The following is a 22,480-nucleotide window of genomic DNA, read 5'->3' as shown; positions in this document are numbered from 1 at the left end:
GTCGGCCGTGGCAGGCGACACACCGTCTCGGAAGCGACGCTTCCGGCTTCCCGGGAAGCCGGAGGCGTATCAGGGCGGCTCGGACCCGGCGAAGGGAGCTCAGGAGGCCCCCGAAGCCGAGCAGACCGCCCACCTGCCCTCCCTCGGCGCACGTGACGTCGAGCGGGGCCCCACGGCCTCGCTCGAAGCAGGTGCGACCGGACCGGCCGGGACACCGGAGGCGGTGGAACGGGAGGCCCCGCGTGACGGGGGCCGTCTCGACGCCGTCAAGCGCGTCGCCAATCCGGCGCGCGTACAGCTGGACCGTATGAAACTCGACCGCGCGCGGATCGACGCCGTCAAACGCGGTGTGAAGCGTGGCGGCGAGAGCGCCAAGGCCGGCCTCGGCCACCTCGCCGACCGGATCATCGAGATCGCCCCCCGCGTCCCCGTGCGGGATCTGGCGACCCTCCGCAAGCAGTTCCCGGGGCTCGGGCCCGAGCAGATCGCCGACAAGCTCATCGCGGGCGCCGCCAACGCCAGCTCGACCGTCGGCGCCGGCATCGGCGCCGCCGCCATGCTCCCGGTACCCCTCGCGATGCCGGCCGAGCTCGCCGCCGAGATCACCGGAGTCGCCGCGATCGAGCTCAAGCTCATCGCCGAGCTGCACGAGGTGTACGGCCTGCGGCCGCCCGGCACCCTCACCCAGCGGTCGACCGCCTACCTGACCTCCTGGACGGAGGAGCGGGGCATCGACCCCACCAAACCGACCACCGTCAACGCGGCGCTCGGCGGACAGCTCAAGCGAGAGCTGCGCCAGCAGATCACCAAGCGCCTGGTGCGCAACCTGCCGAGCCTGATGCCGTTCATGATCGGGGCCACCGTCGGCGCGATGATGAACCGCCGCGACACCAAGAAGGTCGCCGAGCACGTCCGCAAGGACCTGCGGCGCCGCCAGGTCCCCTGGGAGGCCCTGGAAGGGCTGCCCCCGCTGGAGCAGCCCGAGAACCCCAAGGAGATCGGCTTCTAGGGCCTGGGAGGACCGGCTTCACAATGACGGCCTCGGAGGACCGGCGGGGCCGGCCTCAGGAGACCGGCTTCTGCGCCTCGGCGTCCGAGGCGTCGCTGTCCGGGCTCTCCGTGTGCCTGTCCGGGCTCTCCGCGCGCGCGGCCTCCAGAGCCGCGGCCAGGCCCTCCGGGTCACGGCTGGACAGGTACACGTACGGCGTCGGGTCCGCCGGATCGGTCACCTCGATCCGGACCGCGCGCGGGACGTAACCGCGCAGCAGCATGAAGGCGCGCGGATCGGCCTTGAACGTGCGCCAGGCGCGCGCCTCCTCCGCGTCCAGCACCTCCGGAGCGCCCAGCGCCGCCACCGGGATCCGCGCGTCGCCCGCCACCAGCGAACCGGCCACCACCCGGATCCGCGCCGAGCCGTACGAGGAGACGACGACCGCCGCCAGCGCCCCCGCCGCGATCAGCCCGCCCAGCGTCGGGACCGTGCCCAGCGGGAACATGACCAGACCGCCGGACACACCCAGCAGAGCCGTGATCACCCACCACGAGCGGGGGGCGGTCAGACGTTCGTCGAAGCGCGGCGCGGAGGGAGGTACGGAAGGCTGCATACGTCCAAGCTTGGCACGGCGCGACCCACGCCCGGCCTCGCGGGTAAGGTCTGCGGCTGTGACTGCAACATCTGCCGCCCTCACCCCGCCGGCCGACGCCATACCGCCGGTACGCCACCCCGACGCGCCCGCCCCGGGCGAGCTGCTCGGCGCGCACTACGCGTACTGCTTCGGGTGCGGCGGCGGACAGCCCCACGGTCTCCACCTGGAGGCCCGGGCCGGCGAGGGCGTGCGCGTCAGCGCCGAGTTCACGGTGACCCCCGACCACCAGGGCGCGCCCGGCCTCGCGCACGGCGGCGTCCTCGCCACCGCGCTCGACGAGACCCTCGGCTCCCTGAGCTGGCTGCTGCGGGTCATCGCCGTCACCGGCCGGCTGGAGACCGACTTCGCGCGGCCCGTACCGGTCGGCACCGTCCTGCACCTGGAGGCCGAGGTCACCGCTGTGCACGGGCGCAAGATCTACTCGACCGCCACCGGCCGGATCGGCGGGCCCGACGGCCCCGTCGCGGTCCGTGCCGACGCCCTCTTCATCGAGGTCAAGGTCGACCACTTCATCGACAACGGCCGCCCGGAGGAGATCCAGGCCGCCATGTCCGACCCCGACCAGGTCCGGCGCGCCCGCGCCTTCGAGGTGAACCCCTGATGCGCAATCCTGTCGACGTACTGATCCGGCGCCTGGACCCGGACGTACCGATCCCGGCCTACGGCCATCCCGGCGACGCCGGGGCCGATCTGGTGACCACCGAGGCGGCCGTCCTGGCCCCCGGGGAGCGGGCCGTGCTGCCCACCGGAGTCTCCATCGCCCTGCCGGACGGCTACGCCGCCTTCGTGCACCCGCGTTCCGGCCTCGCGGCCAGGTGCGGAGTCGCCCTTGTGAATGCCCCGGGGACGGTGGATGCCGGGTACCGTGGAGAGATCAAGGTGATCGTGGTCAATCTCGACCCGCGCGAGAGCGTGCGGTTCGAACGGTTCGACCGGATTGCCCAACTGGTCGTCCAGCAGGTCGAGAAGGTGCGCTTCCACGAGGTGGCGGAGCTTCCCGGCTCGGCGCGGGCCGAGGGGGGCTTCGGGTCCACCGGCGGTCATGCCGCCGTGGACGGCACCACGGGTGGGAATCGATACGCTTCGGTCGTATCCGACCGGGAAGGACAGTGACGTGTTCGGACGTCGCAAGAAGAGCGGTACCGCTGAGGACGCAGCGGGCGAGGCCGAGCAGGTCGTCGACGAGGTCGACGCCGACGACGCGGCCGGCGCGCCGCGTCGGGTGAACCTTCCGCCGGCGCCCCGGCCCGACGGGCCGTGGGACATCTCCGAGGTCTCCAAGCCCGAGGAGGGGCGAGTGGACCTCGGCGGCATCTTCGTGCCCGGAGTCGAGGGCATGGAGCTGCGGGTCGAGGTCGCGGGTGACGCGATCGTCGCGGCGACCGTCGTCCTGCGCGACAGCGCCGTGCAGCTGCAGGCCTTCGCCGCACCGAAGAAGGAAGGCATCTGGGGCGAGGTCCGTGAGGAGATCGCCTCCGGCATCACCCAGCAGGGCGGTGTCATCGACGAGGTCGAGGGCCCGCTGGGCTGGGAGCTGCGGGCCCAGGTCCCGGTGCAGCTGCCGGACGGCACCGGCGGTGTGCAGCTGGTGCGCTTCGTGGGAGTCGACGGCCCCCGCTGGTTCCTGCGCGGAGTGATCTCCGGGCAGGGCGCGGTGCAGCCGGAGGCGGCCGGTCTGCTCGAGCAGATCGTGCGGGACACCGTCGTGGTCCGGGGCGACGGCCCCATGGCCCCGCGCGACCCGATCGTCCTCAAGCTCCCGAACGACGCGCAGATGGTGCCCGAGGGCATCCAGCAGGAGGAGCAGGAGGGCTCGCGCTTCTCCGGAGGCATGGGCCAGCTCCAGCGCGGACCGGAGATCACCGAGGTCCGCTGAGACACGATTCGCCGAGGGCCGGTGGGCCGCATTCCGAACACATCGTCCGGAACGCGGCCCACCGGCGTCTCCAGGACCTGGTCCGGCGGCCCCTCGGCGGCCCATACTGACCGCCGCAGGCGTACGACGAGGGGGAGTCACGCGATGACAGACAGCAGCGCGCGGTCCGGCACGGGCTTGATCCAGGACCCGCCCGGCGGACCCATGGTCCGGGTGGAGAACCTCCGGCGCTCGTACGGTACGGGCGCCGCGGCCGTCCACGCCCTGCGCGGGGTCTCCTTCGACATCCCGCAGGGCGAACTCGTCGCCCTCAAAGGCCGCTCCGGCTCCGGCAAGACCACGCTGCTCAACCTCGTCGGCGGCCTGGACACCCCCGACGGCGGGCGGATCACCATCGACGGGACGGAACTCGCGGAGCTCGGCGAGAACGGGCTCCTGGCGCTGCGCCGTGACCGTATCGGCTTCATCTTCCAGTCCTTCGGTCTCCTCCCGATCCTCACCGCCGCGGAGAACGTCGGCGTGCCCCTGCGCCTGCGCAGGGCCGACCCGAAGGAGCGCGAGGAGCGGGTCGCCCTCCTCCTCGCCCTGGTGGGCCTCGCCGACCACGCGGCCCAGCGGCCCGGGGAGCTCTCCGGCGGCCAGCAGCAGCGCGTCGCCATCGCCCGCGCCCTGGCGAACCGGCCGGCCCTGCTGATCGCCGACGAGCCCACGGGCCAGCTCGACGCCGAGACGGGACTCGCGGTGATGGAGCTTCTGCGGGCGGTGGTCCGCAGCGAGGGCGTGACGGCGCTGGTGGCCACGCACGACACCCAGCTTCTCGGGCTCGCCGACCGGGTCCTGGAGCTGAGCGACGGCGAGATCATCGAGCACTGACGTCCGGAGCGGATCCGCGGCCCGGGCCATCAGAATCCCGTCAAGAGGGCCGCGGGCGCCTGCCCCTCGTGCGGAATGTCCCTTTCGCTGCACGTAAGGTCATGCCATGGGACGCGGCAAGCTACGGATCTACCTCGGAGCGGCACCGGGTGTCGGCAAGACGTACGCCATGCTCTCCGAGGGACACCGGCGCGTGGAACGCGGCACGGACTGCGTCGTCGCCTTCGTCGAGCACCACGACCGCCCCCGCACCGAGGCCCTGCTGCACGGGCTGGAACAGGTGCCCCGCCGCACGCTCGCGCACCGCGACACCACCTTCACCGAGATGGACGTGGACGCGGTCCTGGCCAGGAAGCCGGCCGTCGTCCTCGTCGACGAACTCGCCCACACCAACGTGCCCGGCTCGCGGAACCCCAAGCGCTGGCAGGACGTCCAGGAACTGCTCGCCGCCGGGGTGGACGTCATATCGACCGTCAACATCCAGCACCTCGAGTCACTGGGCGACGTCGTCGAGTCGATCACCGGGGTGCGCCAGACGGAGACGGTCCCCGACGAGGTCGTACGCCGCGCCGACCAGATCGAACTCGTCGACATGTCGCCCCAGGCCCTGCGTCGCCGCATGGCCCACGGAAACATCTACAAACCGGACCGGATCGACGCGTCCCTCGCCAACTACTTCCGCCCCGGAAACCTGACCGCGCTCCGGGAACTCGCCCTCCTGTGGACCGCCGACCGGGTCGACGAATACCTCCAGCAGTACCGGGGCGAACACAACATCCGCTCCACGTGGCAGGCCCGCGAGCGCATCGTCGTCGGTCTCACCGGCGGGCCCGAGGGCCGCACCCTCATCCGGCGCGCCGCCCGGCTCGCCGAGAAGGGCGCGGGCGGTGAGGTCCTCGCCGTCTACATCGCCCGCAGCGACGGCCTCACAGCGGCCTCGCCCAAGGAGCTCGCCGTCCAGCGGACCCTCGTCGAGGACCTCGGCGGAACGTTCCACCACGTCATAGGCGACGACATACCCTCCGGACTGCTCGAATTCGCCCGGGGCGTCAACGCCACCCAGGTCGTCCTCGGCTCCAGCCGCCGCAAGACCTGGCAGTACATCCTCGGCCCCGGCGTCGGCCAGACCGTCGCCCGCGAGTCGGGCCCCGACCTCGACGTCCACATCGTCACCCACGACGAGGTCGCCAAGGGCCGCGGGCTGCCCGTCGCGCGCGGCGCCCGCCTGGGCCGCTCCCGGATCATCTGGGGCTGGCTTGCCGGCATCGCCGGCCCCGCGCTGCTCACCCTGCTGCTCACCCACGTCGACGCCGACCTCGGTCTGGCCAACGACATGCTCCTGTTCCTGGCACTCACCGTCACCTCGGCGCTGCTCGGCGGGCTCCTGCCGGCGCTGGCGTCGGCCGCCTTCGGGTCCCTGCTGCTGAACTACTTCTTCACCCCGCCGCTGCACCTGTGGACCATCGCCGACCCCCGCAACGTCGTCGCCATCGCCGTCTTCTTCGCCGTCGCCGCCGCCGTGGCCTCCGTGGTCGACCTCGCGGCCCGGCGCACCCACCAGGCCGCCCGGCTCCGCGCCGAGTCGGAGGTCCTCTCCTTTCTCGCCGGGGGCGTCCTGCGCGGCGAGTCCAGCCTGGAGGCCCTCCTCGAACGCGTCCGCGAGACCTTCTCCATGGAGTCCGTCGCCCTGCTGGAGCGCGCGAGCGACGTCGAGCCGTGGACCTGCGCCGCGAGCGTCGGCTCGCGCCCCGTCGAACGCCCCGAGGAAGCGGACGTGGACATGCCGGTCGGCGAGCACCTGGCACTCGCCCTGACCGGCCGGGTGCTGCCTGCCGAGGACCGCCGTGTGCTCGGCGCCTTCGCCGCGCAGGCCGCGGTCGCACTGGACCGGCAGCGGCTCGTCGGCGAGGCCGAGGAGGCCCGCAAGCTCGCCGAGGGCAACAAGATCCGTACGTCCCTGCTGGCGGCCGTCAGCCATGACCTGCGTACCCCGCTCGCCGGGATCAAGGCGGCCGTCTCCTCCCTGCGGTCCGACGACGTCGAGTGGTCCGAGCAGGACCGCGCCGAACTCCTCGCCGGCATCGAGGAGGGCGCCGACCGCCTCGACCACCTGGTGGGGAACCTCCTCGACATGTCCCGGCTCCAGACCGGCACCGTCACCCCGCTGATCCGCGCCATCGACCTGGACGAGGTCGTCCCCATGGCCCTCGGCGGGGTTCCCGACGGCAGCGCCGAGCTGGACATCCCCGAGACCCTGCCGATGGTCGAGGTCGACAAGGGGCTCCTGGAGCGGGCCGTCGCCAACATCGTCGAGAACGCCGTGAAGTACAGCCCGCAGGGCATGCCGGTGGCCGTCTCCGCCAGCGCCCTGGGGGAGCGCGTCGAACTGCGGGTCGTGGACCGCGGGCCGGGCGTGCCCGACGAGAGCAAGGACGGCATCTTCGAACCCTTCCAGCGCTTCGGCGACGCCCCGCGCGGCTCCGGGGTCGGCCTGGGCCTCGCGGTCGCCCGCGGCTTCGTCGAGGCGATGGGCGGCACCCTCACCGCCGAGGACACCCCCGGCGGCGGACTCACCATGACCCTCACCCTCAGGGCCGTGCCGGGCCGGCGGCCGAAGCCGGCCGCCGACGTACCCACGCGGGCGGGCTCGTGACCGCGCGATCCGCCCCCGCGCCCCGCGGCCACGCCGTCCGGCGGCCACACCGACAGAGAGAAGGAAGCCCTCGATGACCCGGGTTCTCGTCGTCGACGACGAGCCGCAGATCGTCCGCGCGCTGGTGATCAACCTCAAGGCGCGGAAGTACGAGGTGGACGCCGCGCCCGACGGCGCCACCGCCCTCCGGCTGGCCGCCGAACGCCACCCCGACGTGGTCGTTCTCGACCTCGGACTGCCCGACATCGACGGGGTCGAGGTCATCAAGGGCCTGCGCGGCTGGACGCGGGTGCCGATCCTCGTGCTCTCGGCACGGCACACCTCCGACGAGAAGGTCGAAGCACTCGACGCGGGCGCGGACGACTACGTCACCAAGCCGTTCGGCATGGACGAGCTCCTGGCCCGGCTGCGCGCCGCGGTCCGCCGGGCCGAGCCCGTCGGGGGCGGCGAGGACGGCGTCGTGATGGTCGAGACCGAGGGCTTCACGGTCGACCTGTCCGCGAAGAAGGTCCACCGGGAGGGGCGGGACGTACGCCTCACGCCCACCGAGTGGCACCTGCTCGAAGTGCTCGTCCGCAACAGCGGTCGCCTGGTCAGCCAGAAGCAGCTCCTCCAGGAGGTCTGGGGCCCGTCGTACGGCACCGAGACCAACTACCTGCGGGTGTACATGGCGCAGCTGCGGCGCAAGCTGGAGGCCGATCCCTCCCACCCGCGCCACTTCGTCACCGAGCCGGGCATGGGCTACCGCTTCGAGCGCTGATCCGGTGCGGCTCCGGCGCGGAAGCCGGGGCCGGTGCCGGGGCGGTCCCGCCGAGCCCGCCTGGGCGGCCCTGCCGCCGGCCGGGGCCGGTACGCTTTCTGTATGAGTGCTGCACCGCGTACAGAGAAGCCGGCAGGGCGCTTCCGCCGGATGCTCGACCGGCTGTCCACCTCGCAGGAGGAGCTGGAGTCCGAAGAGCTCCAGGAGGACGCCGAGGCGTCGGGGTGCACGCGTATCTGCGACTGCTCCGACCGCCAGATAGTCAAGGTGACTGGTACCTTGCGCACGGTCACTCTGCGTCCCCGGGCCGGTGTGCCGGCCCTCGAGGCCGAGCTGTTCGACGGCACGGCCCCGCTGGACGTGGTGTGGCTGGGCCGGCGGTCCATCATGGGCATCGAGCCGGGCCGCAAGCTGATCGCCTCCGGCCGGATCTCCATGAGCCACGGCCGGCGGGTCCTCTTCAACCCCAAATACGAGCTCCGACCGCTCGGACAGGAGTAGCCGGTGACGTCGCTCGACAAGCCGACGACGGATCAGGACGCCCAGGACGCGCGGGGCGGCCAAGCCCCCCAGGACTCCCAGGCCGCGAAAGAGGTCACCGAGGCCGCGCTCTTCGAGGCCTTCGGCGGCCTGCGGGGCATGGTCGAGACGGTCGTGCCCGGCCTCCTCTTCGTCACGATCTTCACGATCAACAAGAACCTGCACATCTCGGCGATCGCGGCGCTCGCGGTCTCCCTGGTGCTCGTCGCCGTCCGGCTGATCCGCCGGGACACCGTCAAGCACGCGTTCAGCGGCGTCTTCGGCGTGGCGTTCGGTGTGGTCTTCGCGATGATGACCGGCAACGCCAAGGACTTCTACCTGCCGGGCATGCTGTACACGCTGGGGCTCGCCCTCGCGTACATCATCACCACGCTCGCGGGCGTCCCGCTCATCGGCCTGATCCTCGGCCCGGTCTTCAAGGAGAACCTCTCCTGGCGGACCCGTAACCCCGGCCGCAAGAAGGCCTACGCCAAGGCGAGCTGGGCCTGGGGCCTGATCCTGCTCGGCAAGTGCGCCATCCTCTTCCCGATGTACTGGTGGGCCGACACGACCAAGTTCGGCTGGGTCCTGGTCGCGCTGAAGATCCCGCCCTTCCTGCTCGCGGTGTACCTCACCTGGGTCTTCCTCGCGAAGGCCCCGCCGCCGATCGACGTCTTCGCCGAGATGGAGGCGGAGGAGGAAGCCGAGAAGGCGCGCAAGGCCGCCGCGGTGCGCGAACCGGAGGCGTAAACCGCCACACCCGGACACGGGAAAGGGCCCGGACCTCGACGAGGTCCGGGCCCTTTCCCGTGGTGCTTCCGTACGTGTTCCCCTGCGGCCCGGCCCTCGCCGGGCGGCGTACGCCGGTCCGGACGTCAGCCCTTCGGCGACGTCTCGTCGCGGACCGAGAGCAGGTCCTCCAACTGCTCCTCGCGCGCCTGCGCGGCCACGAAGAGGAGCTCGTCACCCGCCTCCAGCGTCTCCTCCGGGCTCGGCGTCAGCACCCGCGAGCCACGAATGATCGTCACCAGGGAGGTGTCCTGCGGCCAGGCGACATCGCCCACCACGGTCCCCGCGATCGCCGACTCCGGCGGAAGCGTCAGCTCCACGAGGTTCGCGTCGCCGTGGCTGAAGCGCAGCAGCCGGACCAGGTCGCCGACGCTCACCGCCTCCTCCACCAGGGCCGACATCAGACGTGGCGTCGACACGGCGACGTCCACGCCCCAGGACTCGTTGAAGAGCCACTCGTTCTTCGGGTTGTTCACCCGGGCGACCACGCGCGGCACGCCGTACTCGGTCTTCGCGAGCAGTGAGACGACCAGATTGACCTTGTCGTCACCCGTGGCCGCGATCACCACGTTGCAGCGCTGCAGCGCCGCCTCGTCCAGCGACGTGATCTCACAGGCGTCGGCCAGCAGCCACTCCGCCTGCGGCACCCGCTCCACCGAGATGGCGGTCGGCGCCTTGTCGATCAGCAGGATCTCGTGCCCGTTCTCCAGGAGCTCGCCCGCGATGGAACGGCCCACCGCACCCGCGCCCGCAATAGCGACACGCATCAGTGACCGCCCTCCTCAGGCCCCTCGGCGAAGGCCTCCTCGACCTTCGCGATCTCGTCCGTACGCATCATCACGTGCACGAGGTCGCCCTCCTGCAGCACGGTCTGCGAGGAGGGGATGATCGCCTCGCCCAACCGGGTGAGGAAGGCCACCCGCACGCCCGTCTCGTCCTGCAGCCTGCTGACCTTGTGACCGATCCACGCCGCGGAGGTGTGCACCTCGGCGAGCTGCACCCCGCCGCTCGGGTCGGTCCACAGCGGCTCGGCGCCGGACGGCAGCAGCCGCCGGAGCATCTGGTCGGCGGTCCAGCGGACCGTGGCGACCGTGGGGATGCCGAGCCGCTGGTAGACCTCGGCCCGCCGCGGGTCGTAGATGCGGGCCGCCACGTTCTCGATGCCGAACATCTCGCGCGCGACCCGCGCGGCGATGATGTTGGAGTTGTCACCGCTGCTCACCGCGGCGAAGGCACCGGCCTCCTCGATCCCCGCCTCGCGCAGCGTGTCCTGATCGAAGCCGACGCCCGTGACACGACGGCCGCCGAAGCCGGAGCCCAGACGGCGGAAAGCCGTCGGGTCCTGGTCCACGACGGCGACGGTGTGCCCCTGCTGCTCCAGGGTCTGCGCGAGAGCGGCTCCCACTCGCCCGCAGCCCATGATGACGATGTGCACGTCCCCTTACCCCGCACTCCTGATCGTCTTACTGACCTGCGAATACACCCTGCTCACAACTTTCCTCACCCGACTGGCCCGGGCCGCGGCGGGCAGCGCCCTGCCGTGCTGCCCGATCCGAGCTTATGCGGCAACCCCGAGCGGGACCTCATCCGAGGTGGCACCAGGGAGATTCCGTGCGGATCGGGGGTCGCGGTGAGCATGGCTCTTTTCGAACGCTTACGATCCTCTCCGTGTCCAAACTGACCGACCTGCCCAAACGGATCCTGATCGGACGGGCTCTGCGCAGCGACAAGCTCGGGGAGACCCTCCTCCCGAAGCGCATCGCTCTCCCCGTCTTCGCCTCCGACCCGCTGTCCTCGGTGGCCTACGCACCCGGTGAGGTGCTGCTCGTCCTCTCCATCGCAGGTCTGTCGGCGTACCACTTCAGCCCGTGGATCGCGCTGGCCGTCGTCGTCCTGATGTTCACGGTCGTCGCCTCCTACCGGCAGAACGTCCACGCCTACCCGAGCGGCGGCGGCGACTACGAGGTCGCCAACACCAACCTCGGCCCCAAGGCGGGACTGACGGTCGCCAGCGCCCTGCTCGTCGACTACGTCCTGACCGTCGCCGTCTCCATCTCCTCCGGGATCGAGAACCTCGGCTCGGCCATCCCGTTCGTCGTCGAGCACAAGGTCGCCTGCGCGGTCGCCGTCATCGTGCTGCTGACCGTGATGAACCTGCGCGGGGTGAGGGAGTCCGGCAGCCTCTTCGCCATCCCGACGTACGTCTTCGTCGCCGGCGTCTTCCTCATGATCGCCTGGGGCGCGTTCCGGGGGATCGTCCTCGACGAGACGATGAAGGCGCCCACCGCCGCCTTCGAGATCAAGCCCGAGCACCAGGGGCTGGCCGGCTTCGCGCTGGTCTTCCTGCTGCTGCGCGCCTTCTCCTCCGGCTGCGCCGCCCTCACCGGCGTCGAGGCGATCTCCAACGGAGTCCCCGCCTTCCGCAAGCCGAAGTCGAGGAACGCGGCCACCACCCTCGCCCTCATGGGCGGCCTGGCCGTCACCATGTTCTGCGGCATCATCTTCCTGGCCATGGCCACCGACGTACGGATGGCCGAGAAGCCCGCCGAGGACCTGCTGCTCAACGGTGTCCCCGTCGGCGAGAGCTACGTCCAGGACCCGGTCATCTCCCAGGTCGCGGCCGCCGTCTTCGGCGACGGCACCTTCCTCTTCATCGTCCTCGCCGCGGCCACGGCGCTCGTCCTCTTCCTGGCCGCCAACACGGCGTACAACGGCTTCCCGCTCCTCGGCTCGATCCTCGCCCAGGACCGCTACCTGCCGCGCCAGCTCCACACCCGCGGCGACCGCCTCGCCTTCTCCAACGGCATCGTGCTCCTGGCCGGCGCCGCCGCCCTCCTGGTGTGGGTCTACGGGGCCGACTCGACGAAGCTCATCCAGCTGTACATCGTCGGCGTCTTCGTCTCCTTCACCCTGAGCCAGACCGGCATGGTCCGGCACTGGAACCGGCACCTGAAGACCGAGCGGGACCCGGCGCAGCGCCGCCGCATGATCCGCTCCCGGGCGATCAACACCTTCGGCGCCTTCTTCACCGGCCTCGTCCTCGTCGTCGTCCTCGCCACCAAGTTCACCCACGGCGCCTGGGTCGCCCTGCTCGGCATGGTGATCTTCTACGGGACGATGACCGCGATCCGCCGGCACTACGACTCGGTGTCGGCGGAGATCGCCGCCGCCGAGGAGCGCCCCGACGAGTACGTACGCCCCTCGCGCGTCCGTTCCGTCGTCCTCGTCTCCAAGCTGCACAAGCCGACGCTGCGCGCGCTCGCCTACGCCAAGCTGCTGCACGCGCACGAGCTGGAGGCGCTGAGCGTCAACGTCGACCCGGCCGAGACCAAGGCGCTGCGCGAGGAGTGGGAGCGGCGCGGGATCAACGTGCCGCTCAAGATCCTCGATTCGCCGTACCGCGAGGTCACCCGGCCGGTGATCGAGTACGTCAAGAACATCCGCCGCGAGAGTCCGCGCGACGCCGTCTCCGTCTACATCCCGGAGTACGTCGTCGGCCACTGGTACGAGCACCTGCTGCACAACCAGAGCGCGCTGAGGCTCAAGGGGCGCCTGCTCTTCACCCCCGGCGTGATGGTGACGTCGGTCCCGTACCAGCTGCGGTCCTCCGAGGCCGCGAAGAAGCGCGCCAGGAAGCACCAGGACTGGAACGCGCCGGGCGCGGTGCGCCGGGGCCCGGTCGAGAAGCGGGCGAAGGAATCGTCCGGCAAGGGCACGTAGACTGGTGGGCTGCCGCCCGCGGCACCCCACCTCTCTCTTTCTCTGGAGTCACCCCGTCATGCAGAACGCACCTGTTTCTTCGTTGGTCGGGGAAGAGTACGAGGTCGAGGTCGGACCGGTGGCCCATGGCGGTCACTGCATCGCACGGACGGAGGCGGGCCGGGTCCTCTTCGTCCGGCACGCGCTGCCGGGCGAGCGGGTCGTCGCCCGCGTCACCGAGGGCGAGGAGACCTCCCGCTTCCTGCGCGCGGACGCCGTCTCCGTACTCGAAGCCTCCAAGGACCGCGTGGAGGCCCCCTGCCCCTTCGCGGGACCGGGCAAGTGCGGCGGCTGCGACTGGCAGCACGCCAAGCCGGGCGCCCAGCGCCGCCTCAAGGGCGAGGTCATCGCCGAGCAGCTCCAGCGGCTGGCCGGGCTGACCCCCGAGGAGGCCGGCTGGGACGGCACCGTCATGCCGGCCGAGGGCGACAAGCTCCCGGCGGGCGAGGTCCCGCAGTGGCGCACCCGCGTCCAGTACGCGGTGGACGCCGAGGGCCACGCGGGTCTGCGCAAGCACCGCTCGCACGACGTCGAGGTGATCGACCACTGCATGATCGCGGCGGAGGGCGTCAGCGAGCTGGGCATCGAGAAGCGGAGCTGGGAGGGCATGGCCTCGGTCGAGGCCATCGCCGCCTCGGGCTCCGGCGACCGCCAGGTCGTCCTGACCCCGAGGCCCGGCGCCCGCCTTCCCCTGGTCGAGCTGGACAAGCCGGTCTCGGTCCTCCGGGTCGACGAGAAGGACGGCGGCGTCCACCGCGTCCACGGCCGCCCGTTCGTCCGGGAACGCGCCGACGACCGCACGTACCGCGTCGGCAACGGCGGCTTCTGGCAGGTCCACCCGAAGGCCGCGCAGACGCTGGTCCTCGCCGTGATGCAGGGCCTGCTGCCCCGCAAGGGCGACACGGCCCTCGACCTCTACTGCGGCGTCGGCCTCTTCGCGGGCGCGATCGCCGACCGCGTGGGCGACGAGGGCGCGGTCCTCGGCATCGAGTCGGGCAAGCGCGCGGTGGAGGACGCCCGCCACAACCTCCAGGACTACGACCGCGTCCGCATCGAACAGGGCAAGGTCGAAACGGTCCTCCCGCGCACCCGCATCACCGAGGTCGACCTGATCGTCCTGGACCCCCCGCGCGCGGGCGCCGGCAAGCAGACGGTGAAGCACCTCTCGGGCCTGGGCGCCCGCCGCATCGCCTACGTCGCCTGCGACCCGGCGGCGCTGGCCCGGGACATCGCGTACTTCAAGGAGGGCGGGTACAAGGTGCGGACGCTGAGGGCGTTCGACCTGTTCCCGATGACGCACCACGTGGAGTGCGTGGCGATCCTGGAGCCGGTGAAGAAGGACGCCTGACCTGCCGCCCGCTCGCTGTGCCTCCCGCCGAGTTCTCGACGACAAGCGCGGTGGCTCGCTCGGACCTAGCGTGGATTCTGGTACCCGAGCCGACGGAGGGACCCTCATGGGACGGAACGACGCCCTCGACAAGGCCAAGGCGAGACTCAAAGTGATCGCCGGAAAGGTCACCGGGCACGAGCGCCTCGAGGCCGAAGGGAGAACGGACGAGGTGAAAGCCAGGATCCGCCAGAAGGCGACCCGTATGCGCCACCGCGCCGAAGGCATCAAGGAGTCACTCAGACGCGACCACTCCTGACGCTCGCCGGTCGCAGGAGCCCCGAAGACGGGAGCCGGCCGGCGGGCACGAGGGGACGGACGGCGGAAGTGGGCTCGAACGCCGGGCGGCGCGTCGCGGCAGTGTCGCCGCCATGCGACTGACCCCGTGGCGGGTCGCAGGGTGCTCCTGGGATCCACTGCCATCATGCATCCATGCCCACTCCTGCTGACGTTGCCGCGAGGCCGGCCGCAGAGCGCCTCGTCCTTCTGACACTGGCGTCGGGTCAGTTCCTGATGGCGCTCGACAGCTCTGTCATGAACGTGTCGATCGCGACCGTGGCAGAGGACCTGGACACGCCGGTGACCGGGATCCAAGGGGCCATCACGGCCTACACCCTCGTGATGGCGATGTTCATGATCCCCGGTGGCAAGGTCGGTGCTCTGATCGGCCGCAGACGCGCGTTCATGATCGGCTGCGCTGTCTACGGCTGCGGCTCCCTGACGACGGCGCTCGCACCGAACCTGACCGTCCTGCTGATCGGATGGGCGTTCCTCGAAGGCATCGGAGCGGCGCTCATCCTGCCCGCGATCGTGACGCTCGTGGCGAGCAACTTCGCCGTGGAACGTCGTCCCGCCGCCTACGGACTCGTCGCTGCCGCGGGGGCCGTGGCCATCGCGCTGGGGCCGCTCATCGGAGGTCTCGCGACCACCTACTTCTCCTGGCGTTGGGTGTTCGCGGGTGAGGTCGTGATGGTGCTCGGCATCGTGCTGCTGGCCCGCCGGATCGCCGACGCGCCGCTCGGCGAGCGCGGTCGTATCGATATCGTCGGGGCGGTGCTCTCCGCCGCCGGGCTCGGGACCTTCGTCTACGGGGTGCTCCGGTCGGACGAGTGGGGCTGGTTCCGGCCGAGGCCCGGCGCTCCTTCGTGGCTCGGGGTCTCGCTGGTCGTATGGCTGATGCTGGCCGGCCTGCTCCTGATCTGGCTGTTCCTCCGCTGGGAGGCCCGCGTGGCGGACCGGCGAGGGGAGCCGCTCGTGGACCCGGCCATGCTGCGCAACAAGCAGCTCACCGGCGGCCTGACGATGTTCTTCTTCCAATACCTCGTACAGATGGGCGTGTTCTTCGTCGTACCGCTCTATCTGTCGGTCGCCCTGGGCATGTCCGCGCTCCAGACCGGCGCCCGCATCCTGCCCCTCTCGCTGACCCTGCTGGCGGCCGCGATCCTGATCCCGCGCTTCCTTCCGGACGTCTCGCCGCGGCGGGTGGTGCGGCTCGGAGTCCTCGCGCTCCTCGCGGGAGCGGTGGCCCTGATGGCCGCGCTCGACGCGGACGCCGGTGGAGAGATCGTCACCGTCCCCCTTCTGCTGATCGGGCTCGGCATGGGCGCCCTGGCGTCCCAGCTCGGTTCGGTTACCGTGTCCGCGGTGCCCGCAGCGCGGAGCGCGGAAGTCGGCGGCGTTCAGAACGCCGTCACCAACCTCGGCGCCTCCATCGGAACCGCGCTCGCCGGGTCGATGATGATCGCCGCGCTCACGTCTTCGTTCCTCACCAGCGTCGAGCAGAACCCGGCGGTACCGGACCAGGTCAAGAGTCAGGCGTCCGTCCAGCTGCAGAGCGGTGCGCCCTTCCTGTCGGACGCGCAGCTGAAGGAGGCACTCGACGATGCCGGAGTGAGCGCGGAGGTGTCCCAGGACGTGTTCGACGCGAACGCCGCAGCGAGGCTCGACGGCTTGAGGGCCGCCCTCGCCGCCCTTGCCCTTGCCGCTCTTCTCGCCCTGTTCTTCACGTCACGGATCCCGACGACCCAGCCGCACGCGCCGAAGGCGGCGTAGCTCCCGGGCGGAGCGGCCGCGACTCGTTTCCGGCACATCCGGTCGCTCTCCCCGTTCGCCACGAGGGCCGGACGGCGGACACGCGACAGGCCCGGCGGCCGCTGGAGGCCCCAGCGGCGGATGGCGGGGCTGTCCTCAGGCCATCGTGATGACGACCTTGCCGGCCTTCGCCCGGCCCTTCTCGACGTACTCCATGGCCTCGCGGGTCTGCTCGAAGGGGAAGACCCGGTCGATGACGGGACGGATCTTTCCGGCGTCGATGAGCGGCGTGAGTTTGCTCAGCTGTTCCCCGTCGGCCTTCATGAAGAGGAACGAGTACGTCACGTCGCGGCGCCTGGCCCGGCGCCGGGTCCTGAAGCTCAGGGCGCTCATCGCCAGTCGGAGGACCGGGTTCGCTCCCAGCTCGCGGGCGAAGGCGGCGTCGGGAGGGCCCGCGACGCTGATGACCTTTCCGCCGGGCTTGAGTACCCGCAGGGAGTTCTCGAGCGTCTCGCCGCCGAGGCTGTCCAGGACCACGTCGTAGTCGTGGAGGAGCGTCTCGAAGGACTGCTTCCTGTAGTCGACGACGACGTCCGCGCCGAGCTCCTGCACCAGGTCGACCTTGGCCGTGCTCGCGGTGGCGGCCACGTGCGCACCCAGCTGTTTCGCCAGCTGGACGGCGATGGTGCCGAGGCCGCCGGAGCCCGCGTGGACGAGGACCTTCTGGCCCGGCCGTACGTGGGCCCGCTCGACCAGGGCCTGCCACGCGGTCAGGGCGACCAGGGGGAGGGACGCCGCCTCCTCCATGGTGAGCGTGGCCGGTTTGACCGCCAGGTCGTCCTGGTGGACGGCGATGAGCTCGGCGAACGTGCCGATGCGGTCCTTGTCGGGCCGGGCGTAGACCTCGTCTCCCACCGCGAACCGCGTGACGGCCGCTCCGACCCGGACCACCACCCCGGCGAAGTCGTTGCCCAGCACGAGCGGCAGCCGGTACGGCAGGATCAGCTTGAAGTCCCCGTCGCGGATCTTGAGGTCCAGCGGGTTGACGCTCGCCGCGTGGATCCGGACCAGGACGTCGTCGGCGCCCACCTGCGGGTCGGGCATCTCGGCGGCGCGCACGCCGGCCTTGCCGTACCGCTCGATCATGAAGGTCTTCATGGCTTCTTCTTCGGTCTCGGTTCGTCAGGGCTTCAGCCGCGGGGGTGCCTCACGCCGCACTCGGGGAGGCGGCCAGGCTCTGCCTGACGAACCGGGTGGTCTCGTCGGCGAGGATCTCGGGCTGCCCCGTCTCGATGCCGTACAGCGCCTGGGCGGCGACATCGGCGGGGTCGGACTTCTGGTCGGCGGGGACGCCGGCGGCCATGTCGGTGTCCATGTATCCGACGTGCAGCGCCGAGACGCTGATGCCACGCGGCGCCAGTTCCTCGCGGGCCGCGTTCGTCAGCGCCCAGGCCGCCGCCTTGGCCGCGGCGTAGGACCCGAGGCCGGCCGGGTGCATCCAGGACAGGACGGACAGGACGTTGAGCACGGCGCCGCCGCCGTTGCCCTCGATGACGGGGGCGAAGATCCGGGTCGTGGCGAGCGGACCGAAGAAGTTCGTCTCCATCTCCAGGCGCACCGCGTCCAGGCCGCCCAGAATCAGCGGCGTGGCGGTGGAGATGCCCGCGTTGTTCACCAGCAGCGTCGCGTCGGCCGCGATGCCGGCCGCGACCCGGATCGACTCCTCGTCCGTCACGTCCAGACGCAGCGGGACGACGCCCGGCAGGTCCACCGTCTCGGGGCGGCGGGCCGCCGCGTACACCTTCGCTCCCCGCTCCGTGAGCTGGGCGGCCAGATGCCGTCCGAGCCCCCGGTTGGCTCCGGTGACCACCGCGACCGCGTCCTTCAATTCCATGTCGACTCCCAGGGTTGCGGGTGGCAAGCCCACCCACGCTAATTAGATGACGACTGCAATCTAACGCCTGGTCTATGATAGATGTCAAACGACATCCAATCGGGAGGTGGCTCATGGGCCGCGTATCGCAGGCGCAGGCGGAGGAGAACCGCCGACGCGTCGTGGAGACCGCGTCCCGGCTGTTCCGGGAGCGGGGCACCCACGTCAGCGTCGCCGACCTCATGAAGGCGTCCGGCCTGACGCACGGCGGCTTCTACAAGCAGTTCGCCTCCAAGGAGGCGCTCGTCGACGAAGCCACCGCCCACGCGTTCGCCGAACTCACCCGGCTTCGCGAGGACGGACTCGAGCGGCATGACGGGCAGCGCGACGCCGCCCAGCGGACGCTGATCGACACCTATCTCTCGGTCGAGCACCGCGACAGCGCGGCGAACGGGTGTCCGGCCGCCGCGCTGGTCACCGACATGGCGCGCGAATCCGGAGATCGCGAGGCCCGTCGTGTCTACACGGAGGGCGTGGGTGACTTCGCCGAGTGGCTCACGACCGAAGACGAGGACGGCATCACCCGGCTGTGCACCATGCTCGGCGCACTCGTCCTGGCCCGGGCCACCAAGGGATCCCCCCTGTCCGAGGAGATCCTCGCCGCCGCCCGCGCGGCCTTGACGGAAGCCGGGGGTTGAGCGGTGCGGTCCAGGGGGTGGACAGACCGTCGACGCGGCCATAGCCTCCCATGCACCTAATCAACTTGTTGTGTGTATGGGGAGCGTGCGTGCACCCGTTTCGTCAAGCTGTCGAGAACCGTGACGCGGACGCCTTGGCCGACTTGCTGGCCGAGGATGTCGTGTTCACCAGTCCGGTCGCGTTCAAGCCGTACGCAGGGAAGGCCATCACCGCGGCGATCCTCCGCGGTGTGCTGCGCGTCTTCGAGGACTTCGCCTACGTACGCGAGATCGCGAACACCGACGGCCGGGACCACGCCCTCGTGTTCACCGCGACCGTGAACGGGCGTCAGATCCAAGGATGCGACTTCCTCCACTTCGACGAGAACGGCCGGATCGACGACTTCACCGTCATGGTCCGGCCGTTGTCGGCGGCGCAGGCGCTCGCCGAGGCGATGGGGGCGCAGTTCGACCGCATCGCCAAGGAGGCCGCCGACGCGTGAGGGGCGTGAGGGGCGGGACGGCACGAGTCTGTGAGGGGGGCGGGAGGTTCCGGGACGGGGGAGGGCCGTCCGCTCCGTGAGGGATCAGGCCCGTGAGGGCTGAGGTCCGTGAGTTCCGTGAGTTCCGTGAGGTCCGTGAGGTCCGCGGAGGCTCAGGTCCGTGGGCGTCAGGGCAGCTTCTTCAGGAGTTCCTTCGCGAGCGGGGCGGCGGACGCCGGGTTCTGGCCGGTGAGGAGATTGCGGTCGGCCACGAGGTGCGGGGCCCACGGCTCGCCGGTCCGGACGTCGATGCCCGCTTCCGTCAGGCGGGTCTCCAGGAGCCACGCGGCCTTGTCGGCGAGGCCGGCCTGGGTCTCCTCGGCGTTGGTGAAGGCGGCGACCTTGTAGCCGGCGAAGGCGTTCGTACCGTCGGCCTTCGTGGCCGCGAGGAGCGAGGCCGGGGCGTGGCAGACGACGGCGAGAGGCTTACCGGACTCGAGGGCGTCGATCAGGAGCCTGCCGGAGGTGGCGTCCACGGCCAGGTCCTCCATCGGGCCGTGGCCACCGGGGTAGAAGACGGCCGCGTAGTCGTCGAGGTTCACGTCCTCCAGGGGGATCGGGTGCTGGAGCTCGGCGAAGGACGCGAGGACGGCGGCGATCCTGTCGGCGCCTTCCTGTCCGCCGTTCGCCTCGGGCGCGAGGCTGCCCCGGTCGACGGTGGGGACGACGCCGCCTGGCGTGGCGACGACGATCTCGTGCCCGGCGGCCTTGAACGCCTCGTACGGCGCCGCGGCCTCCTCCGCCCAGAAACCGGTGGGGTGCTTGGTACCGTCGGCCAGCGTCCAGTGGTCGGCGCCGGTCATCACGAAAAGAATCTTCGACATGCTGAGTCACTCCGGAGGGCGAGGGCCTGAGGCCCGCGGATGGGTGATCTCCTCGACGCTATGCCTGTCGCCGACAGCTTTCCAACGGGGAATCGCACGGCGGGGCGGGATCCGGAAACTCCGGCGCCGCCGCCGGCCGGCGCCGGCCGTCAGCGCTGAGGCGACAGACCGCCCCGGAAGGTCCGCCGATAGGCGAGCGGCGAGACCCCGATGGCGGCGTGCAGATGCTGGCGCAGCGAGGTCCCCGTGGCGAAGCCGACCTGGCCCGCGATGTCGTCCACCGGCAGGTCGGTGGACTCCAGCAGCTGCCGGGCGTGCGCCACGCGCTGCTGGATCAGCCAGCGGCCCGGGCTCATGCCGACCTCCTCGTTGAAGCGGCGGGCGAAGGTGCGCAGGCTCATCCGCGCGTGGTCGGCGAGCTCCGTCAGGGTCAGCGGCTCGTGAAGGTTCTCCAGGGCCCACTGACGGGTGGCCGAGGTGCCGTTCGCGTCGGGCTCCGGCACGGGCTGCTCGATGTACTGGGCCTGGCCGCCGTCCCGCCATGGCGGTACGACGCAGAGCCGTGCCACCCGGTTGGCGAGCGCGGTGCCGTGGTCCTTCCGTACGAGGTGCAGGCAGACGTCCACCCCGGAGGCCGCGCCGGCCGAGGTCAGCACGTCTCCGTCGTCGACGAAGAGAACGTCCGCGTCCAGGTCCACCCGGGGGAACCACGCGCGGAACACCTCCGCCAGCGCCCAGTGCGTCGTGGCCGGCCGGCCGTCGAGGAGCCCCGCCGCCGCGAGGACGAAAGCCCCGGTGCAGATGGACACGATCCGCGCGCCCGGGCGGACGGCGGCGAGGGCTTCGACGACCTCGGGCCGCGGTTCGCGGGTGATCTCGGCGGTGTCGAAGGGCGGGAGGACGACCGTGTCCGCCGTGCGCAGCGCCTCAGGCCCGTGCTCCACCGTGACGGAGAAGTCGGAGTTGGTACGCACCGGGCCGCCGTCGACGGAGCAGGTCACGACCTCGTACCGGCCGTCCGCCGCCCCGAAGACGCGGCTGGGGATGCCGAGTTCGAAGGGGTACACCCCGTTCAGGGCGAGGACGACGACGCGGTGGGGGCGAGCACGCGGGGGCATGGCGTGCTCCGGTGTGGCGTGCTCCGGCGCGGCGCGGTCCTGGGAGGCATGGTCCTGGGCGGCGTGACCCTGCATGGCGTGATCCTGGGAGGCGCGGTCCTGCATGGCACGATCCTGTCGAAAGATGGCAATCATGCCATGGTACGCCTGGTGGGCCGGCAAGGAAGCTGGACGCATGACGAACAACGCCACCCTGCGCGACACCATGCGCGCCATCAGCCAGGACACCCACGGCACCCCCGACGTGCTCAAGGAGGTCCTGCTGCCCCGGCCCGTCCCCGGCCCCAGTCAGATCCTGGTCGCCGTCCGCGCGGCCGGCGTCAACCCGACGGACTGGAAGCACCGCTCCCAGGGACTGTTCCTCGACCGTCTGCCGCTCGTCCTCGGGTGGGACGTCTCCGGCGTCGTGGAGGCCGTCGGCTACGGCGTCACGCTCTTCAAGCCGGGCGACGAGGTCTTCGGCATGCTGCCCTACCCCTACGGAGTCGGCTCCCACGCCGAGTACGTGACCGCCCCCGCCCGTGCCTTCGCCCACAAGCCCGCCGGTGTCGACCACGTCCAGGCCGGTGCCCTCCCGCTCGCCGCGCTCACCGCGTACCAGGCGCTCGTCGACACCGCCGCGGTCGCCCCCGGGCAGCGGGTCCTCGTCCACGCGGCCGCCGGTGGCGTCGGCCACCTCGCCGTCCAGATCGCGAAGGCCCGGGGCGCGTACGTGATCGGCACCGCGAGCGCGCCCAAGCACGACTTCGTCCGCTCCCTCGGAGCGGACGAGGTCATCGACTACCGCACCACCGACTTCCGTGACGTCGCCCGCGACATCGACGTGGTGCTCGACGTGATGTCGGGCGAGACCCGTGCCCGTTCCCTGGAGGTCCTGCGGCCCGGCGGCGTCCTGGTCTCGCTCCTGCCGCCCACCGACCCCGACGAGGCGCGGAAGGCGGAGACGCTGGGCGTTCGGGTGGCGACCCTCCTCGTCGAGGCCGACCACGCGGGCATGAACGCCATCGCCGGACTCGTGGAGACGGGCGCGTTGCGCGCCCATGTGCAGGCCACCTTCCCCCTCACGGAAGCCGCGAAGGCCCACGCCCTGGGCGAGACCGAGCGTACGACCGGCAAGATCGTCCTGGTGGTCTGACACCGTGCAGGCGGGCAC

23 protein-coding genes are annotated in these 22,480 nt (G+C 71.3%); 16 read left to right on the top strand and 7 right to left on the bottom strand.

The genetic code is table 11. The annotated features are described in order from the left end of the window. Window positions 1–7 precede the first annotated feature (7 nt). Window positions 8–1,009 carry a hypothetical protein gene (locus tag ACZ4VW_RS26575; RefSeq protein ID WP_467966602.1) on the top strand — a complete coding sequence of 334 codons (1,002 nt, stop codon included), beginning with the start codon at window positions 8–10 and terminating at the stop codon, window positions 1,007–1,009. 55 nt (window positions 1,010–1,064) lie between these two features. Here the strand turns inward: ACZ4VW_RS26575 and ACZ4VW_RS26570 are convergent, their stop codons facing one another. Beyond that, the gene (locus ACZ4VW_RS26570) at window positions 1,065–1,604 is read right to left on the bottom strand and encodes a DUF3093 domain-containing protein (RefSeq protein WP_467966600.1); all 540 of its coding nucleotides are present in this window, start codon (window positions 1,602–1,604) and stop codon (window positions 1,065–1,067) included. Between the two features lie 58 nt (window positions 1,605–1,662). On the opposite strand from ACZ4VW_RS26570, the gene ACZ4VW_RS26565 reads away from it, so the two are divergent. From ACZ4VW_RS26565 to ACZ4VW_RS26530, 8 genes are all read left to right on the top strand, one after another. Continuing rightward, a complete protein-coding gene (locus tag ACZ4VW_RS26565) occupies window positions 1,663–2,247 on the top strand; it encodes a PaaI family thioesterase (protein ID WP_467966598.1) in 585 nt (194 codons plus the stop codon). Continuing rightward, a complete protein-coding gene (gene dut, locus ACZ4VW_RS26560; RefSeq protein WP_384520193.1) occupies window positions 2,247–2,759 on the top strand; it encodes a dUTP diphosphatase in 513 nt (170 codons plus the stop codon). Before ACZ4VW_RS26565 ends, dut begins: the two co-directional genes overlap by 1 nt. A gap of 1 nt (window position 2,760) precedes the next feature. Beyond that, a complete protein-coding gene (locus ACZ4VW_RS26555) occupies window positions 2,761–3,522 on the top strand; it encodes a DUF3710 domain-containing protein (RefSeq protein ID WP_467966596.1) in 762 nt (253 codons plus the stop codon). Window positions 3,523–3,666: 144 nt separating this feature from the next. Next, window positions 3,667–4,395 (top strand): ABC transporter ATP-binding protein, encoded by a 729-nt coding sequence (locus ACZ4VW_RS26550; protein ID WP_467966594.1) that lies wholly within the window; start codon window positions 3,667–3,669, stop codon window positions 4,393–4,395. A gap of 106 nt (window positions 4,396–4,501) precedes the next feature. Next, window positions 4,502–7,048, top strand: a complete 2,547-nt coding sequence (locus tag ACZ4VW_RS26545) for a DUF4118 domain-containing protein (protein ID WP_467966592.1) — start codon at window positions 4,502–4,504, stop codon at window positions 7,046–7,048. Window positions 7,049–7,121: 73 nt separating this feature from the next. After that, a complete protein-coding gene (locus tag ACZ4VW_RS26540) occupies window positions 7,122–7,808 on the top strand; it encodes a response regulator (RefSeq protein ID WP_467966590.1) in 687 nt (228 codons plus the stop codon). A 102-nt stretch (window positions 7,809–7,910) separates the two neighbouring features. Continuing rightward, on the top strand, window positions 7,911–8,309 hold the full coding sequence (locus ACZ4VW_RS26535) for an OB-fold nucleic acid binding domain-containing protein (RefSeq protein WP_467966588.1): 399 nt from the start codon (window positions 7,911–7,913) through the stop codon (window positions 8,307–8,309). A gap of 3 nt (window positions 8,310–8,312) precedes the next feature. After that, window positions 8,313–9,077, top strand: coding sequence for a DUF3159 domain-containing protein (locus tag ACZ4VW_RS26530; protein WP_467966586.1), 765 nt, complete (start codon window positions 8,313–8,315; stop codon window positions 9,075–9,077). Between the two features lie 125 nt (window positions 9,078–9,202). On the opposite strand, the gene ACZ4VW_RS26525 is transcribed toward ACZ4VW_RS26530, so the two are convergent. Then, a complete protein-coding gene (locus ACZ4VW_RS26525) occupies window positions 9,203–9,883 on the bottom strand; it encodes a potassium channel family protein (RefSeq protein ID WP_467966584.1) in 681 nt (226 codons plus the stop codon). Continuing rightward, entirely contained in the window at window positions 9,883–10,551 is a 669-nt protein-coding gene (locus ACZ4VW_RS26520) for a potassium channel family protein (RefSeq protein ID WP_355106240.1), read from the bottom strand. Before ACZ4VW_RS26520 ends, ACZ4VW_RS26525 begins: the two co-directional genes overlap by 1 nt. A gap of 233 nt (window positions 10,552–10,784) precedes the next feature. Here ACZ4VW_RS26520 and ACZ4VW_RS26515 point away from each other — a divergent pair, with 233 nt between their 5' ends. The 4 genes from ACZ4VW_RS26515 to ACZ4VW_RS26500 all read left to right on the top strand — a co-directional run bounded on the left by ACZ4VW_RS26515 (window position 10,785) and on the right by ACZ4VW_RS26500 (window position 16,314). After that, window positions 10,785–12,836 carry an APC family permease gene (locus ACZ4VW_RS26515; protein ID WP_467966581.1) on the top strand — a complete coding sequence of 684 codons (2,052 nt, stop codon included), beginning with the start codon at window positions 10,785–10,787 and terminating at the stop codon, window positions 12,834–12,836. A gap of 58 nt (window positions 12,837–12,894) precedes the next feature. Further along, window positions 12,895–14,223, top strand: coding sequence for a class I SAM-dependent RNA methyltransferase (locus tag ACZ4VW_RS26510; protein WP_467966579.1), 1,329 nt, complete (start codon window positions 12,895–12,897; stop codon window positions 14,221–14,223). A 106-nt stretch (window positions 14,224–14,329) separates the two neighbouring features. Further along, complete coding sequence (locus ACZ4VW_RS26505; protein WP_467966577.1) at window positions 14,330–14,521, top strand: CsbD family protein; 192 nt, start codon at window positions 14,330–14,332, stop codon at window positions 14,519–14,521. Between the two features lie 173 nt (window positions 14,522–14,694). Next, complete coding sequence (locus ACZ4VW_RS26500) at window positions 14,695–16,314, top strand: MFS transporter (protein ID WP_467966575.1); 1,620 nt, start codon at window positions 14,695–14,697, stop codon at window positions 16,312–16,314. 135 nt (window positions 16,315–16,449) lie between these two features. Here the strand turns inward: ACZ4VW_RS26500 and ACZ4VW_RS26495 are convergent, their stop codons facing one another. After that, window positions 16,450–17,451 (bottom strand): NADP-dependent oxidoreductase, encoded by a 1,002-nt coding sequence (locus tag ACZ4VW_RS26495; RefSeq protein ID WP_467966573.1) that lies wholly within the window; start codon window positions 17,449–17,451, stop codon window positions 16,450–16,452. A 49-nt stretch (window positions 17,452–17,500) separates the two neighbouring features. After that, the gene (locus ACZ4VW_RS26490; RefSeq protein ID WP_467966571.1) at window positions 17,501–18,187 is read right to left on the bottom strand and encodes an SDR family oxidoreductase; all 687 of its coding nucleotides are present in this window, start codon (window positions 18,185–18,187) and stop codon (window positions 17,501–17,503) included. 113 nt (window positions 18,188–18,300) lie between these two features. Here ACZ4VW_RS26490 and ACZ4VW_RS26485 point away from each other — a divergent pair, with 113 nt between their 5' ends. After that, window positions 18,301–18,864, top strand: coding sequence for a TetR/AcrR family transcriptional regulator (locus ACZ4VW_RS26485; protein WP_467966569.1), 564 nt, complete (start codon window positions 18,301–18,303; stop codon window positions 18,862–18,864). Between the two features lie 89 nt (window positions 18,865–18,953). Further along, complete coding sequence (locus ACZ4VW_RS26480) at window positions 18,954–19,346, top strand: nuclear transport factor 2 family protein (RefSeq protein ID WP_467966567.1); 393 nt, start codon at window positions 18,954–18,956, stop codon at window positions 19,344–19,346. A 167-nt stretch (window positions 19,347–19,513) separates the two neighbouring features. On the opposite strand, the gene ACZ4VW_RS26475 is transcribed toward ACZ4VW_RS26480, so the two are convergent. Continuing rightward, on the bottom strand, window positions 19,514–20,209 hold the full coding sequence (locus tag ACZ4VW_RS26475) for a type 1 glutamine amidotransferase domain-containing protein (RefSeq protein WP_467966565.1): 696 nt from the start codon (window positions 20,207–20,209) through the stop codon (window positions 19,514–19,516). Between the two features lie 149 nt (window positions 20,210–20,358). Then, on the bottom strand, window positions 20,359–21,327 hold the full coding sequence (locus ACZ4VW_RS26470) for a GlxA family transcriptional regulator (protein ID WP_467966812.1): 969 nt from the start codon (window positions 21,325–21,327) through the stop codon (window positions 20,359–20,361). Between the two features lie 205 nt (window positions 21,328–21,532). Here ACZ4VW_RS26470 and ACZ4VW_RS26465 point away from each other — a divergent pair, with 205 nt between their 5' ends. Further along, the gene (locus tag ACZ4VW_RS26465; RefSeq protein ID WP_467966810.1) at window positions 21,533–22,462 is read left to right on the top strand and encodes an NADP-dependent oxidoreductase; all 930 of its coding nucleotides are present in this window, start codon (window positions 21,533–21,535) and stop codon (window positions 22,460–22,462) included. Window positions 22,463–22,480 lie beyond the last annotated feature (18 nt).

This window comes from Streptomyces sp. NPDC029139 (genome assembly GCF_055564335.1).
Note: the sequence above shows the minus strand (reverse complement) of the source record. Positions and strands in the feature narration are given on the sequence as shown.

What these genes read in the sequence shown, in the direction of transcription:
- ACZ4VW_RS26465 (WP_467966810.1), top strand. Translation starts at nt 21,533, where the DNA reads ATGCGCGCCATCAGCCAGGACACCCACGGCACCCCCGACGTGCTCAAG.
- ACZ4VW_RS26490 (WP_467966571.1), bottom strand. Translation starts at nt 18,187, where the DNA reads ATGGAATTGAAGGACGCGGTCGCGGTGGTCACCGGAGCCAACCGGGGG.
- ACZ4VW_RS26545 (WP_467966592.1), top strand. Translation starts at nt 4,502, where the DNA reads ATGGGACGCGGCAAGCTACGGATCTACCTCGGAGCGGCACCGGGTGTC.
- ACZ4VW_RS26495 (WP_467966573.1), bottom strand. Translation starts at nt 17,451, where the DNA reads ATGAAGACCTTCATGATCGAGCGGTACGGCAAGGCCGGCGTGCGCGCC.
- ACZ4VW_RS26525 (WP_467966584.1), bottom strand. Translation starts at nt 9,883, where the DNA reads ATGCGTGTCGCTATTGCGGGCGCGGGTGCGGTGGGCCGTTCCATCGCG.
- ACZ4VW_RS26570 (WP_467966600.1), bottom strand. Translation starts at nt 1,604, where the DNA reads ATGCAGCCTTCCGTACCTCCCTCCGCGCCGCGCTTCGACGAACGTCTG.
- ACZ4VW_RS26540 (WP_467966590.1), top strand. Translation starts at nt 7,122, where the DNA reads ATGACCCGGGTTCTCGTCGTCGACGACGAGCCGCAGATCGTCCGCGCG.
- ACZ4VW_RS26470 (WP_467966812.1), bottom strand. Translation starts at nt 21,327, where the DNA reads ATGCCCCCGCGTGCTCGCCCCCACCGCGTCGTCGTCCTCGCCCTGAAC.
- ACZ4VW_RS26500 (WP_467966575.1), top strand. Translation starts at nt 14,695, where the DNA reads ATGCCCACTCCTGCTGACGTTGCCGCGAGGCCGGCCGCAGAGCGCCTC.
- ACZ4VW_RS26535 (WP_467966588.1), top strand. Translation starts at nt 7,911, where the DNA reads ATGAGTGCTGCACCGCGTACAGAGAAGCCGGCAGGGCGCTTCCGCCGG.
- ACZ4VW_RS26550 (WP_467966594.1), top strand. Translation starts at nt 3,667, where the DNA reads ATGACAGACAGCAGCGCGCGGTCCGGCACGGGCTTGATCCAGGACCCG.
- ACZ4VW_RS26510 (WP_467966579.1), top strand. Translation starts at nt 12,895, where the DNA reads ATGCAGAACGCACCTGTTTCTTCGTTGGTCGGGGAAGAGTACGAGGTC.
- ACZ4VW_RS26485 (WP_467966569.1), top strand. Translation starts at nt 18,301, where the DNA reads ATGGGCCGCGTATCGCAGGCGCAGGCGGAGGAGAACCGCCGACGCGTC.
- dut (WP_384520193.1), top strand. Translation starts at nt 2,247, where the DNA reads ATGCGCAATCCTGTCGACGTACTGATCCGGCGCCTGGACCCGGACGTA.
- ACZ4VW_RS26505 (WP_467966577.1), top strand. Translation starts at nt 14,330, where the DNA reads ATGGGACGGAACGACGCCCTCGACAAGGCCAAGGCGAGACTCAAAGTG.
- ACZ4VW_RS26475 (WP_467966565.1), bottom strand. Translation starts at nt 20,209, where the DNA reads ATGTCGAAGATTCTTTTCGTGATGACCGGCGCCGACCACTGGACGCTG.